Source organism: Micromonospora sp. NPDC057141 (genome assembly GCF_042670805.1).
Taxonomy (GTDB): domain Bacteria; phylum Actinomycetota; class Actinomycetes; order Mycobacteriales; family Micromonosporaceae; genus Micromonospora.
Genome location: NZ_JBHUVA010000017.1, coordinates 1 through 14,064 on the forward strand (window position 1 = coordinate 1; position 14,064 = coordinate 14,064).

Sequence of the window (14,064 nt, forward strand, 5' to 3'; positions counted from 1 at the left end):
GGCCCCGCGTGCTGCGGGGCCGGCCCGGCCGGTGCGTCAGGAGCGTGCTGACCCGAGGGCCCAGCAGCCGAGGGTCAGCAGTCGAAGTACATCGCGAACTCGTGCGGGGTCGGGCGCAGGCGCACCGGGTCGACCTCGTTGGCCCGCTTCCACTCCACCCAGGTGGAGATCAGGTCCGGCGTGAAGACGCCGCCGTCGAGCAGGTACTCGTGGTCGGCCTCAAGGGCGTCGAGCACCTCGGGCAACGAGCCCGGAACCTGCTTGACCGAGCCCCACTCCTCCGGCGGCAGGTCGTACAGGTCCTTGTCGATCGGCGCCGGCGGCTCGATCTTGCTCTTGATGCCGTCGAGGCCCGCCATCATCATGGCCGAGAAGGCGAGGTACGGGTTGCTCGACGGGTCCGGCACGCGGAACTCGACCCGCTTGGCCTTCGCGTTGCTGCCGGTCACCGGGATGCGGGTGCAGGCGGAGCGGTTGCGCTGCGAGTAGACCAGGTTGACCGGGGCCTCGTAGCCGGGCACCAGGCGACGGTACGAGTTGACCGTCGGGTTGGTGAACGCCAGCAGCGACGGGGCGTGGTGCAGCAGGCCGCCGATGTACCAGCGGGCGGTGTCCGACAGGCCGGCGTAGCCGGTCTCGTCGTAGAACAGCGGCTCGCCGTTCAGCCACAGGCTCTGGTGGGTGTGCATGCCCGAGCCGTTGTCGCCGAAGAGCGGCTTCGGCATGAACGTCGCCGTCTTGCCGTTGGCCCAGGCCTCGTTCTTGATCAGGTACTTGAAGAGCTGGAGTTGGTCGGCCGAGTGCAGCAGGGTGGAGAACCTGTAGTTGATCTCCGACTGGCCGGCGGTGCCGACCTCGTGGTGCGAGCGCTCCACGGTGAAGCCGGCGTCGACCAGGCGGCGGACCATGCTGTCGCGCAGGTCGGCGTAGTGGTCGACCGGCGGCACCGGGAAGTACCCGCCCTTGTACGCGGTCTTGTAGCCGCGGTTGCCGCCCTCCTCCTCGCGGCCGGTGTTCCAGGCGCCCTCGATCGAGTCGATGTAGTAGAACGACTGGTTGGCCGAGGTCTGGTGGCGGATCGAGTCGAAGATGTAGAACTCCGCCTCGGCGCCGAAGTAGGCGGTGTCGGCGATGCCGCTCGCGGCGAGGTACGCCTCGGCCTTCTTCGCCACGTTCCGCGGGTCCCGGGAGTAGGCCTCGCGGGTGAACGGGTCGTGGATGAAGAAGTTGAGCGCGAGGGTCTTCTGCGCGCGGAAGGGGTCGATGAAGGCGCTTGCGACGTCCGGGAGCAGGAGCATGTCCGACTCGTGGATCGCCTGGAAGCCGCGGATCGACGACCCGTCGAAGGCGAGGCCGTCGTTGAAGACGCTGTCGTCGAAGGACTCCACCGGCAGGTTGAAGTGCTGCATCACGCCGGGCAGGTCACAGAAACGTACGTCGACGAACTTCACGTCCTCGTTCTTGAGGTATCGCAGCAGTTCCTCGGGATTGGCGAACACACGTCCTCCTGGCACGTCCACGGGTGGCTGGCTGTTGGCGACGCTATGACCGTGCGGTTGCCCGGCCGTATCTGCTGTGTTTCTGTCGTGTTACGTCGCTCGCGCTGCGTCATAAGCGCCGGTCAGTCGCCGTCGGATGTCCGTTCGGATGATACCCGGCGCGGCGATGTGTTGCAGATCGACACCCTTTGTCTGGTTTGGCGGCGGGTGTGGTTCCGGCCACGTTCGCGCCCCTGACTACCCTTGGCGGTCGTGACCATGCCGCAGCCCCCCGCGCCGCCCGCCGCCGACCCCGCATTCGCGCCGCCCACCCTGGGCCGCCGCTTCGGCGCGTTGGTGATCGACTGGGTGCTCTGCCTGCTGGTGTCCAACTTCTTCGCCGACCCGGTCCGCGACGGCTGGGCCCCCGTCGCGGTGCTGATCGTCGAGTACGGCTTCTTCCTCGGCCTGTTCGCCCAGACCCCCGGCATGTACGTCACCCGGATCCGCTGCCTCTCCTGGGCCGACGGCGGCCGGATCGGCCTGGCCCGGGCGCTGCTGCGCGGCCTCCTGCTGGCTCTGGTGGTCCCTGCCCTGATCATGGACGAGCACCGTCGCGGCCTGCACGACCGCCTCACCGGGTCGGTGATCGCCGCCGCCCCACGCGCCCGCTGAGAGACTGAGTCACCCAAGGGGCGGTCAGCGGCCCCGGGTCTGCCGGAACGCGCCACGCGCCGGGCGCATGTTCTTCGGGATCGCGCCCTTGGGCATCTGCGGGCGGGCGGTGAGCGCCTTGAGCCGCTTCTCGAGGGCGTTGACGTCCTTGCCGCTGAGAGCGCGCGGCAGCCGCATCAGCGTCATCCGCAGCTTGCGGATCGGCAGCTCACCCTCGCCCTGGCCGATCACGTAGTCGTGCAGCGGCGCGGAGCCGATCACCTTGGCCAGCCGCCGCTTCTCCTGCCCCAGCAGGCCGCGGACCCGCTGCGGGTTCCCCTCGGCCAGCAGGATCACGCCGGGACGGCCGATCACCAGGTGCACCATGTCCATCTGCGTGGTCGCGCTGACCGCCGGGGACACCCGCCAGTCGCCCCGCATGCTCTCCATGATCTGCGCCGCTGCGCCGGGCTGCCCCTCGGCGGCGTTCATCATCGCCTTGTTGGACCGCAGGTTGAGCACGATCAGCAGGGCGAGCAGGGCGAACAGGATGCCCAGCGGCAGCCAGAGCCAACCCCAGAGGAGCACCGCGACCACGGTCAGCGCGAGCGGGATCAGCACCGCGCCGGCGGCCAGCGGCGCGAACCACCGGTCCTGCTTGGCGGTGAACTTGAACACCATCCCGATCTGCTTCAGCCGCTGGCCGAACGAGACCTTCTCCTGGGGCTTCGCCATGCCGCAGAGTCTAGGTGGTCGCCGCCCGCCGCGTTGATCCGCGCCCGGGAGTCAGGGGCGGCGGGGCAGCACCGGGGCCGCCCGGCCCGTGCCGTGCCGCCCGTCGGTCGAGGATGCGCCCGCCTGCTCGTGGTATTCCTCCTCCACGTTCACCGCCCACACGTCGTGGCCGGCATCGTCGAGGATGTTCTCCACGGTCAGCATCGCCGTGAGCATCGAGTGGTCCTGGTTGTTGTACCGGTGCATGCCGTTGCGGCCCACCGGGTGCACGTTCGGCAGCGCCTCGGCCAGCCAGCCGCGCATGGTCTCCACGGCCTGCTCGTAGCCGGAGTCGTAGACCGGGTACGCCTTCGGCATCCGCACCACGTACCCGGCCGAGACCGCGCCGGGGCGGACCAGCCCGAGCGCCTCCAGCTCGGCCGTGCCCAGGGTCACCAGGTCGTCGTCGGCCGACTCCCACAGGTCGTCGCCCTCGTCGACGAAGTATTCCAGCCCGAGGCACGTGAACCCGTCCCGCACCAGGAACGGCGACCAGGAGCCGAAGTTCTGGATCCGACCCACCCGTACCCCCGGGGTGTGCACGTAGATCCAGTTGTCGGGGAACCCGGCGTCGGCCGGCACGACCAGCGCCACGGTGAGGAAGTCGCGGTGCCGCAGCGCGTCGGCGGCGGCCAGCACCGGCGGCGGCGCGGGCGGGTCCACGGCCCGCGCCAGCGCCGGCAGCGGCATGCTGGAGATCACGTGGTCGGCCTCGATGCGGCGCTCGCCGTCCGGGCCCGCCACGGTCACCGCGACCGCCCGGCCGCCGGCCCGGTGCACCCGCGTCACCGACGTGCCCATCGTCACCACCCCGTCGGCCTTCGCGACCAGCTCGGCGCAGCGCTCCCACATCATCCCCGGGCCGAGCTTCGGATACTGGAACTCCTCGATCAGGCTGGTGATGTCGGCGCGGGCCAGGCGGGGCAGCAGCGCGTTGCGCACCGCGCCGGCCAGGGACAGGTTGCGGATCCGCTGCGCCGCCCAGTCCGCCTGCAGCTCCGTGGCCGGGAAGCCCCAGACCTTCTCGGTGTACGTCTTGAAGAACATCCGGTACAGCCGGGTGCCGAAGCGGGCCGACACCCAGCCCTCGAAGTGACTCTGGTCCGCCGGTGGCCGCAGCCGCGCCCACAGGTACGACCCGACGCAGCGCACCGCCTCGACGACGCCCAGGTTGCCCAGCGCGTTGCCGGCCCGCAGCGGGTAGTCGAACAGCTTGCCCCGGTAGTGGATCCGGCTCATCCGGGGACGCAGCAGGAAGTCGCCGTCGGGCAGCACCTCGTGCCAGAACTCCTCGACCCGGGCCACCTTGGTGAAGAACCGGTGCCCGCCGATGTCGAACCGCCACCCGTCCCGCTCGACGGTGCGGCTGATCCCGCCCACGACGTCGTCGGTCTCCAGCACCTCCACGGGGGCGTTGCGTCGGGTCAGCTCGTACGCGGCGGTGAGGCCGGCGGGACCGGCGCCGATGATGACGGTGTGCGGCAGGGGCATGACTAAATTCACCATCATCGACGTATCGATGGCAATAGCCGCCCCGTTTGTTGGGACATCAGCCGAACAGGTGGATCTACCGCCCCGGGCGGCGGCGCTCAGGCGCGCACGGCCTCGCGGGCGTCGAGGGCCTGCCGGTAGAGCCGACCCGCCCGGTACGACGAACGCACCAGCGGCCCGCTCATCACCCCGGCGAAGCCGATCTCCTCGGCCTCCTCGCGCAGCTCCACGAACTCCTCCGGCTTCACCCACCGGGTCACCGGATGGTGCCGGGGCGACGGCCGCAGGTACTGCGTGATGGTGATCAGCTCGCAGCCGGCGTCGTGCAGGTCCCGCAGCGCCTGGGACACCTCGGCCCGCTCCTCGCCCATGCCGAGGATCAGGTTGCTCTTGGTGACGAGGCCGTCGGCGCGGGCCTGCCGGATCACGTCCAGCGAGCGCTCGTAGCGGAACGCCGGCCGGATCCGCTTGAAGATTCTCGGCACTGTCTCGACGTTGTGCGCCAGCACCTCCGGCCGCGACCCGAACACCTCGGCGAGCTGCTCGGGGACCGCGTTGAAGTCGGGGATCAGCAGCTCGACGCCGCAGCCCGGCTGCAGGGCGTGGATCTGGCGGACCGTCTCCGCGTACAGCCAGGCACCGCCGTCGGGCAGGTCGTCGCGGGCGACGCCGGTGATCGTCGCGTACCGCAGGCCCATCGACACCACCGACTCGGCGACCCGGCGCGGCTCGTCGGCGTCGAACTCGGCCGGCTTGCCCGTGTCGATCTGGCAGAAGTCGCAGCGCCGGGTGCACTGGTCGCCGCCGATGAGGAACGTGGCCTCCCGGTCCTCCCAGCACTCGTAGATGTTGGGGCAGCCGGCCTCCTGGCAGACGGTGTGCAGCCCCTCGCGCGAGACGAGCCCGCGCAGCTGGGTGTACTCCGGCCCCATCCTGGCCTTCACCTTGATCCACGGTGGCTTGCGTTCGATCGGCGTCTCGGCGTTGCGCGCCTCGATCCGCAGCAGGCGCCGCCCCTCCGGGGCGACCGTCGCGGTACGCGAGGCGGGGCTGGTCGTCGGCTGCTCGGTCGTCGTCGGCGTCGTCGACGCGGCGTGCTCGATCGTCACAAAACCGAGCCTACGCCCGACGGTGGCCGTCGATGAACGGGACGCGACGCCCGTCACCTCCCGTTCCCTGTGACGCCGCCCACCGCCGCAAAACCGCTTACCGCCCCACCGGCCCGGCTGGTAGCTTGCGGCGCAGAGCTGCGACGGAGCCGAGTAGCGCGCCGCCCCGCCAGTCCAGAGAGCCGCCGAACGCTGCGAGGCGGTCTGGCGCCGGCGCGCGAAGACCCTCCCGAGCTGCGGGAAGAACGGCGCCCTGTCACCCCGACACCCGCGCCCAGTAGAACCCGCCCGGCTGGCCCCGGTCATCAGGCGACGAACGAGGCCCCCGCATGCGGGGGCGAAGGTGTGGTGGCACCGCGAGGACCCGCTCGCCCACACCTCCCGGGGATCGCGTTGCGATCGATCGAGGAGGTAACCGCCGTGCAACGCATCCTGTCCACCCAGCTCCCCGCCCATGTCGGCGCGACCGTCCGGGTCGCCGGCTGGGTGCACCGCCGCCGGCTGCTCAAGTCGGTGGCGTTCCTGATCGTGCGGGACGCCGCCGGCCTGGTCCAGGTGGTGGCCACCGACCCGGCCGCCCGCGCGGCTGTCGGGGAACTCACCGAGGAGACCGTCGTCGAGGTCACCGCGACGGTGGTCGCGAACCCGGCGGCCCCCGCCGGGGTCGAGCTGACCCACCCGACGGTACGCCCGCTCGGCCCGCCCGCCGCCCCGCCCCCGTTCGACCTGTTCCGGCCGGCGCTGGCGGCGACCCTGCCCACCCAGCTCGACCACGCTCCCGTCGCGCTGCGCCACCCCATCAGGTCGGCGGCGTTGCGGGTGTCGGCGGCGGCGGTGGCCGGGTTCCGGGCCGCCCTCGACGCCCGCGACTTCGTGGAGATCCACACCCCGAAGGTGGTCGCCTCGTCCACCGAGAGCGGCGCGAACGTCTTCGCGCTGGACTGGTTCGGCCGGCCCGCGTACCTGGCGTAGTCGCCGCAGCTATACAAGCAGCTCATGGTCGGCGTCTTCGAGCGCGTGTACGAGGTCGGGCCGGTGTTCCGGGCCGAGCCGCACGACACCGCCCGGCACCTGGCCCAGTACACCTCCCTCGACGCGGAGCTGGGCTTCGTCGGCGACCATACCGACGTGATGGCCGTGCTGCGGGACACCCTCGCCGGGATGCTGGCGACCGTGGCGGAGCGGGCCGGCGCCGCGCTGGGCACGCTGGGCGTGACGGTGCCGCAGGTGCCGGCGCGGATCCCCGCCGTGCACTTCACCGAGGCGCTGGCCATCGCCGGCGCGCCGGCCGACGAACCGGACCTCGCCCCCGCCCACGAGCGGGCGCTGGGGGAGTGGGCCCGGCGTGAGCACGGCAGCGAGTTTGTCTTCGTCACCGGGTACCCGATGGCGAAGCGGCCCTTCCACACCCATCCCGACCCGGCGCGGCCGGCGTACTCGAACGGGTTCGACCTGCTCTTTCGCGGCCTTGAGCTGGTCACGGGCGGGCAGCGCCTGCACCGGCACGACGACTACCTGGCGGCGCTCGCGGCGCGCGGCGAGCCGGTCGAGCCGTACGCCGGCTACGTCGACGCGTTCCGGCACGGCATGCCGCCGCACGGCGGCTTCGCGATCGGTCTGGAACGCTTCGTCGCCCGCCTGGTCGGTGCCGCCAACGTCCGCGAGGTCACGGCCTTCCCCCGCGACCTGCACCGCCTCACCCCCTGACGACTGCGCTCCCTGCCGACTGCGCACCGCCTGGCGGCTACCTGGTGTGATGACTCGCCGACTTCGCGGCGAATGTGACCCCGGGTAACGTGCTGGGGCTCGTGGGGCGCGGCCACTCCGGCCGCGCCCCACGCCGAGGTCGCTGACCTGGCCCATCCTTGCCACCCCGCACGACCCGCTCCTGGCCCTTTGCTCTGCACCCATATACGCAACGGCCACCCTCGGTTACCGCTGCGTCGGCGGGTGCAGAGCAAAGGGGAGGGAACGGAGTGTGGGTGGGAAGAGGGCAGTCACCTTCAGTGATGGCGTCGCGGCCCGGGTGGGACCGCCGGTCCGTCAGCTCAGGCCGGGCCGAGCAGGTCCCAGGGGTTGCCGGCGATGTCGCGGAAGACGGCCACCCGGCCGTACGGCGCGGCGCGCGGCGGCCGGACGAACTCCACGCCCGCGTCGACGAGACGGCGGTGGGCGGCGTCGAAGTCGTCGACCCGTAGGAAGAAGCCGACCCGACCGGCGGTCTGGGCGCCGACCGCCGCCTCCTGCCGCTCGCCGTCGGCCCGGGCCAGCAGCAGGCCGGTCTGCGCGCCCGGCGGGCGGACCACCACCCACCGCTTCGGGCGGCCGTCGGTGGTCTCCGCCGGGGAGTCCTCGACCAGTTCGAAGCCGAGGACCTCGGTGAAGAAGGCGATTGCCGGGTCGTACTCGGCGACGACGAGGGTGACGAGCTCGATCCGCATCCCGCCGAGCCTAGAGCGTGACCAGGGCCTAGAGCGTGACCAGGGCCTAGAGCGTGACCAGGGCCTAGAGCGTGACCAGGGCCTAGAGCGTGACCAGGGTGGGCAGGTGGCGCTCCACCACCGGCAGCACGTCGGCGACGGTGACCGGGCGGCCCAGCTCCGCGGTGAGCGAGGTGACGCCGGCGTCGCGGATGCCGCAGGGCACGATCCGGTCGAAGTGGGCCAGGTCGCAGTCGCAGTTGATCGAGAAGCCGTGTTGGGTCACGCCCCGGGCGACCCGGATGCCGATGGCGGCGACCTTGCGGGCCGGGCCCCGGTCGTCCTCGGGCACCCAGACGCCGCTGCGCCCCGCGACCCGGTCGGCGGCGAGGCCGAACTCGGCGCAGACGTCGATCAGCAGCTGCTCGGTGCGGCGCACGTACGCGACGACGTCCACCGGGTCGGGCAGCTTCACGATCGGGTAGCCGACGAGCTGCCCCGGGCCGTGCCAGGTGATCTTTCCGCCCCGATCCACGTCGACGACGGGGGTGCCGTCCAGCGGCCGGTCCCACGGCTCGGTGCGCTTGCCGGCCGTGTAGACGCTCGGGTGCTCCAGCAGCAGCACCGTGTCGCCGCGCTCGCCGGACACCACCGCCTCGTGCAGCCGCCGCTGCTCGTCCCACGCGGCCTGGTAGTCGAGCACCCCTGCACGGAGGGCGGTCAGCCCCGGAATCGTCGCGGTCACGCCCACCAGCGTAGTCCCGTACCCGCCGGTCAGGCCGGTGGCACCCGCCACAGCCACACGTCGTCGACGCGCTGCGGGGGGCCGAGCAGAGCGGTGGCGGTGCGGCGCAGCGCGTCCTCGTCGAGGTCGTACTTCGGGCCGTGTACCCGGTCGGCGAGGACCACCACCTCGACCCCCCAGTACCGCAGGTCGGCCAGGGACAGCCGGATGCTGCCCTCGGTGACGATCGGGACGAGGCCGGTGCGGCCGGCCTGGTCCATCAGCGTGTCGAAGGTGCGCGGCGGCGGCCCGATCCGGCCCCGCCCGTCCGGGCCGCCGGGGCCGAGGAAGAACCCCGCCGGGATGCGGAACTCACCCTGCCGGTGGGCGAGCGCGTACGCCTGCCAGCGCTGCCCGTCCGGGGTCACGTCGAGGGTCAGCGGCAGCGGGGTGAGCGTCCCGCCCGGGGAGACGTACTCCTTCCAGGTGCCGGCGGTGACGAACGCCGGCACCGGCTCGCGGGCGCCGGTCAGCAGCGGCGTGGGCAGCAGCGGCAGCAGCGCCGCCGCGAGGCCGAGGCCCCAGGCGGTGCGCGCGGCCCGGCGGCGCGGCGGGTCGGCCCGCAGCCGGTCGACGGTGTACGCCAGCAGCGCCCCGAGCACCGGGGCCACGATCAGGGCCAGCCGGGCGGGCAGGGCGGCGTTGACCACCGGCAGGTCGTCGAGCAGCAGGAACGGCAGCGGAGTGTCGGTGTGCCGGCCGGCCCACTTGGCCCGGGGCCCCCAGGAGAGCACGGCGAAGACCACGGCGGTGCCGCCGAGGGCGGCGAGGGTGGCCCGCAGGGCCCGGTCCCGCCGCCACAGCCAGCCGAGGCAGACGGCGGCGAGCAGCAGCAGCGGCACCCCGAAGAACGAGTTCTCCTCGGTCGGGTTGGGCGCGAGCGAGGTGCCCAGCCCCGCCTCGCCTGCGAAGGACCGGCGTGGGTACGCCCCGTACGCGGCGATGTCCTCGGCGTGGATGACCGGGTCGAAGCCGGTGCCGTGGAAGCGCTGCGGGCCGGCGAAGTGCAGCCACAGCGGGTACGCCAGCAGCACCCCGGCGGTCAGCGCGGTCACGCCCAGCCCGCGCGTGAAGGCGGGCAGCGCCGCCCGCGCCCGTGCCCGCCGCTCGGGGTGCAGCGCCCAGACCGGCAGGAACACGCCGAGCGCGAGGGCGGTGAAGAACAGCCCCTCGGCGGCGATGGAGAAGGCGACCGCGACGGCGACGCCGAGCAGGAGACCGTTGCGCAGCCAGCGCCCCGGCTGGCGCAGCGCGAACACCCGCCACAGCAGCAGCGGCACCAGCCAGCCGGCGGTCCAGTTCAGGTGGGCGTTGGCGTGCGACACCATCCCGGGGGAGTACGCCACGAACAGCGCCCCGATGCCCGCCGCGAGCCGGCTGCGCACGAGCTGCCGGGACAGCAGCAGGTACCAGGCCAACGCGGTGGCGGCGAGGTTGAGCGTCAGGATCACCAGGAACGTCGCGGGCGGCCCGATCAGGTACGTCAGCGGCGCGAAGACCGCCGCGTACACGGTGATCGAGGTGTTGACCGCGAGGTTCACCCCGTCGGGGACGTTGATCAGGGTGGTGAAGAGCGGGTTCTGGCCGTGGGTCAGTGCGTGCCCGCCGAAGGCGAGCAGCCACTCGAACAGCGCCTGGTCGCTGGAGTTGACGGTGATCGCCCGCTGGTCGGGGCCCAGCCACAGCCCGCTGGTGACCCAGCCGGCGAGGGCCAGCGCGAGCAGCGCGAAGAGCGCGTCGGCGCGCCGGTCGTGGGAGCGGGCGGCGATGCCGGCTGCCGGTCCGGCGGCGGTGCTGCGGGCGGGCGTCGGTCCGGTGGCCGGGGGCGGGGAGGACGGCACGCAGCGGACGTTACCAACCGGACCTGGGCACGCCGGGGCGACACGGGCGCCGCGGGCGCGCGGCCGGTGGGCGACTGGCGGGTGACTGGCGGGTGGCCGGCGGCGCACACGTCGACGGTCGCGAATGTGTGACCGGCGACCATGTCGGCGGAGGGAAACACGGACGTAACGTCGCGGCAACTCGGAGGTGACTCAGTTCACAATCCGCGACAGGAGGTCACCGTGCGCCGCTCCACCACTCTGCTCACCCGGCTGGCCGGGGCGGTCGCCGGGGCCGCGGTCGCCGCGGCGGCCCTGGTCGCCGTCGCCGGGCCCGCCCGGGCCGCCACCCTCACCCAGGTCACCGGCTTCGGCTCCAACCCCGGAAACCTCACCATGTACGCCTACCGGCCCGACGGCCTCCCCGCAGGCGCGCCAGCCGTCGTCCTGCTGCACGGCTGCACCCAGAACGCCGCCGGCTACGTCGCCAACTCCGGCTGGCAGAAGTACGCCGACCAGTGGAAGTTCGCCCTGATCGTGCCGCAGCAGTCCAGCGCCAACCAGGCGCTGACCTGCTTCAACTGGTTCACCGAGGGCGACATCGCCCGGGGCCGGGGCGAGGCGGCGTCGATCGCGCAGATGGTCGGGTACGCGAAGAGCACGTACGGCCTCGACGGCAGCCGGATCGCCATCAGCGGGCTGTCGGCGGGCGGAGCGATGGTCTCGGTCATGCTCGCCGCGTACCCCGAGCTGTTCGCCGCCGGCTCGGTCATCGCCGGCGTGCCCTACCGCTGCTCCCCGCCGGCGGCCACCAGCACCTGCCAGTACAGCGGGGTCGACAAGACCCCCACCGCGTGGGGCGACCTCGTCCGCGCCGCGTACCCCGGGTACGCCGGCCGCCGCCCCCGGGTGGCGATCTGGCACGGCACCTCCGACAGCACCGTCGTGCCGGCCAACGCCGTAGAGTCGCGCGACCAGTGGACCGACGTCCTCGGCGTCGCGCAGACCCCCACCGGCACGGCGTCGCTGCCCGCCGGCACCAGCCTCGAGGTGTACGGCGACGACGCCGTCCGCCTCTACCGGGTCGCCGGGATGGGCCACGGCACCCCCGTCGACCCCGGCTCCGGCGCCGACCAGTGCGGCAGCGCGACGGCGTACTTCCTCGACACCATCTGCTCGACGTACCGCGACGCGCTCTTCTTCGGCCTCGACGGCGGCGGCGCGTCGCCGAGCCCGACCAGCCCGACCCCGACGGCCACCGCGTCGCCCACCCCCACCCCGACCGCCTCGCCGACCGCCTCGCCCACCCCGACCGCGTCGCCGACGTGCGTCACCGCCAGCAACTACGCCCACGTCGCCGCCGGCCGCGCGTACCAGTCGGGCGGCTACGCGTACGCGCTCGGCAGCAACCAGCGGCTGGGCCTCTACAACGTCTTCTACACGTCGACGCTGCGGCAGACCGCCCCCGGCTACTGGGTGCTCGGCTGCTGACCTGTTGTCAACAGGGGCCCCCTGCTATGCAGAAAGCGTTAACAGGGGGCCCTTCCTTTAGTCGTTGAGGGCGGCGTGCAGGGCGCTCGGCAGGTCCGGGTGGTGGTACGCGAAGCCGGCCCGGGTCAGCACGGCGGGCAGCACCCGGGCGCTGGTCAGCGCCTCCTGGGCGAAGCCGCCCAGGGCCACCCGCAGGGCCAGCGCCGGAATCGGCACGACCGCCGGGCGGCGCAGCTGGCGGGCCAACTCCCGGGTGAACTCCGCGTTGGTGACCGGTGCCGGGCCGACGGCGTTGACCGGCCCGGCGATGTCGTCGCGGTCCAGCAGGAAGCGCGCCGCGCGCAGCCAGTCGGCCATCGAGATCCACGGCAGCCACTGCCGCCCGCTGCCCAGCTTCCCGGCGATGCCCAGCCTGAACGGCAGCAGCTGCGGCTTGAGCAGCCCGCCGTCGCGGTGCAGCGGCAGCCCGGTGCGCAGCCGGACGACCCGCACCCCGGCGTCCTCGGCGGGCCGGCTGGCCGCCTCCCAGACCCGGCACACGTCGGCGAGGAAACCCTCGCCCGCCGGGGCGTCCTCCTCGACCACCCGGTCGCCCGTGTTGCCGTACCAGCCGACGGCCGAGGCGTTCAGCAGCACCGTCGGCCGGTCGGCGGCCGGTAGGCCGGCGATCGTGATCGCCAGCGTGGTGGTCGAGTCGACCCGGCTGGACCGGATCACCCCCTTGTACGCCTCGTTCCACCGCTTGTCGCCGACGCCCGCGCCGGCCAGGTTGACCACGGCGTCGGCGTCGGCGACCACCGCCGGGTCGAGCTGCGCGGCGGTCGGGTTCCACTGCCGCTCGTCGGCGGTACGCGCCGGCCGCCGGACCAGGCGGGTCACCCGGTGGCCGTCCGCGGTGAGGTGGTCGGCCAGCCGGGTGCCCAGGAAGCCGGACGCGCCGGCCAGGAGGATCCGCATGCCCCCATCTTCGGTCACGGGAGGGCGGTTGGCTGCGGTGAGCGGGATGAAGGAGCGCGTTCAGCTCGCGACGCCGGCCGGGCGCAGGTCGGCCAGCAGGCGCTCCACCTCCGCGAACGCGTCGGCGGGCAGCGGGCCGAGGGCGAGCGTGGCGAAGTTCTCCTCCGCCTGGGTCACCGTGCGGCAGCCGGGGATCGGCAGCGTCCGGTCGCTGCGGGCCAGCAGCCACCCCAGAGCCCCCTGCGCGAGGGTGCGGCCGTCGGCCGTCAGCGCCTGGCGCACCTCGGCGACCCGGGCCGACCACTGCGGCGTCGGCCGGCCGTCGGTGAACCAGGCCAGCCACTGCGGGGCCTTCCCGCGTACGTCGTCGGCGCCCAGTGCCGCCGGACTGCCCTGGTAGCTGCCGGTGAGCAGGCCCATCGCGAGCGGCCCCCGGTTGAGGCTGGCCTGGTCCAGCTCGGCGCAGAGGGCGAGCATCGCCGCGTTGTCCTTGAGCACCGACTGGTCGTGCTGGATCGCCGCGCAGTGCGTACCGGCCTCGGCGAACGCCCGCGCCGAGGCCGGATGGTCGGTGCTCCATCCGTACGCCCGGATCTTGCCCTGGTCGACGAGGCCCTCCAGGGTGTCGACGAGGTCGAGCGCGGCGGGCACCGCCAGGTCGTTGAGGTGCAGCTGGTACAGGTCGACGTGGTCGGTGCCGAGCCGGCGCAGCGACGCCTCCAGACTCGCCACCGCGTACGCGGGGGAGGCGTCCGTGCCGGTGGCCAGCCGGGTCGCCTCCTCGGAGCGGTTGCCGAACTTGGTGGCGATCACCACCCGGTCCCGGTGGCCGGCAAGGGCCCGGCCGAGGACCCGCTCGCTGTGCCCGGCGCCGTAGTTGCTGGCCGTGTCGAACAGCGTCACCCCCAGGTCGAGGGCCCGGTGCACGGTGCGGACCGACTCGTCGTCGTCGACCTCGCCCCACCCGTACGGCTGCCCGTCGTCGCCCCAGAGCGGCCCGCCGATCGCCCAGCACCCCATGCCGATGGCGCTGACCTCGATCCCGCTGCGGCCCAGTGTCCGTGTCGTCGTCATGCGCCCAGTTTT

At 73.0% G+C, this 14,064-nt stretch carries 11 protein-coding genes and 1 pseudogene; 3 read left to right on the forward strand and 9 right to left on the reverse strand.

From position 1 onward, the window contains the following. Positions 1 to 74 precede the first annotated feature (74 nt). Positions 75 to 1,499, reverse strand: coding sequence for a type I glutamate--ammonia ligase (gene glnA, locus ACFT41_RS12510; RefSeq protein WP_377587019.1), 1,425 nt, complete (start codon positions 1,497 to 1,499; stop codon positions 75 to 77). A gap of 258 nt (positions 1,500 to 1,757) precedes the next feature. Between glnA and ACFT41_RS12515 the strand changes: the two genes are divergently transcribed. Further along, positions 1,758 to 2,153 (forward strand): RDD family protein, encoded by a 396-nt coding sequence (locus ACFT41_RS12515; RefSeq protein ID WP_377587055.1) that lies wholly within the window; start codon positions 1,758 to 1,760, stop codon positions 2,151 to 2,153. Between the two features lie 24 nt (positions 2,154 to 2,177). Here the strand turns inward: ACFT41_RS12515 and ACFT41_RS12520 are convergent, their stop codons facing one another. The 3 genes from ACFT41_RS12520 to lipA all read right to left on the reverse strand — a co-directional run bounded on the left by ACFT41_RS12520 (position 2,178) and on the right by lipA (position 5,563). Further along, positions 2,178 to 2,867: a DUF4191 domain-containing protein gene (locus ACFT41_RS12520; protein WP_377587020.1), complete on the reverse strand. Its 690-nt coding sequence runs from the start codon at positions 2,865 to 2,867 to the stop codon at positions 2,178 to 2,180. Between the two features lie 51 nt (positions 2,868 to 2,918). Then, positions 2,919 to 4,397: an NAD(P)/FAD-dependent oxidoreductase gene (locus ACFT41_RS12525; protein WP_377587021.1), complete on the reverse strand. Its 1,479-nt coding sequence runs from the start codon at positions 4,395 to 4,397 to the stop codon at positions 2,919 to 2,921. A gap of 98 nt (positions 4,398 to 4,495) precedes the next feature. After that, positions 4,496 to 5,563: a lipoyl synthase gene (lipA, locus tag ACFT41_RS12530; protein WP_377587022.1), complete on the reverse strand. Its 1,068-nt coding sequence runs from the start codon at positions 5,561 to 5,563 to the stop codon at positions 4,496 to 4,498. A gap of 363 nt (positions 5,564 to 5,926) precedes the next feature. Here lipA and aspS point away from each other — a divergent pair. Further along, positions 5,927 to 7,213, forward strand: a pseudogene (gene aspS / locus ACFT41_RS12535) (aspartate--tRNA(Asn) ligase). Positions 7,214 to 7,554: 341 nt separating this feature from the next. Here the strand turns inward: aspS and ACFT41_RS12540 are convergent. The 3 genes from ACFT41_RS12540 to ACFT41_RS12550 all read right to left on the reverse strand — a co-directional run bounded on the left by ACFT41_RS12540 (position 7,555) and on the right by ACFT41_RS12550 (position 10,551). Continuing rightward, entirely contained in the window at positions 7,555 to 7,947 is a 393-nt protein-coding gene (locus ACFT41_RS12540; protein ID WP_377587023.1) for a VOC family protein, read from the reverse strand. Between the two features lie 82 nt (positions 7,948 to 8,029). Further along, positions 8,030 to 8,671, reverse strand: coding sequence for a lipoyl(octanoyl) transferase LipB (gene lipB / locus ACFT41_RS12545; protein ID WP_377587024.1), 642 nt, complete (start codon positions 8,669 to 8,671; stop codon positions 8,030 to 8,032). Between the two features lie 29 nt (positions 8,672 to 8,700). Further along, complete coding sequence (locus ACFT41_RS12550; RefSeq protein WP_377587025.1) at positions 8,701 to 10,551, reverse strand: DUF2079 domain-containing protein; 1,851 nt, start codon at positions 10,549 to 10,551, stop codon at positions 8,701 to 8,703. 222 nt (positions 10,552 to 10,773) lie between these two features. Between ACFT41_RS12550 and ACFT41_RS12555 the strand changes: the two genes are divergently transcribed. Beyond that, positions 10,774 to 12,021 (forward strand): alpha/beta hydrolase family esterase, encoded by a 1,248-nt coding sequence (locus tag ACFT41_RS12555; RefSeq protein WP_377587026.1) that lies wholly within the window; start codon positions 10,774 to 10,776, stop codon positions 12,019 to 12,021. A 57-nt stretch (positions 12,022 to 12,078) separates the two neighbouring features. Here the strand turns inward: ACFT41_RS12555 and ACFT41_RS12560 are convergent, their stop codons facing one another. Then, on the reverse strand, positions 12,079 to 12,978 hold the full coding sequence (locus ACFT41_RS12560) for a TIGR01777 family oxidoreductase (RefSeq protein ID WP_377587027.1): 900 nt from the start codon (positions 12,976 to 12,978) through the stop codon (positions 12,079 to 12,081). Between the two features lie 60 nt (positions 12,979 to 13,038). Next, entirely contained in the window at positions 13,039 to 14,052 is a 1,014-nt protein-coding gene (locus tag ACFT41_RS12565) for an aldo/keto reductase (protein WP_377587028.1), read from the reverse strand. Between the last annotated feature and the right edge of the window lie 12 nt (positions 14,053 to 14,064).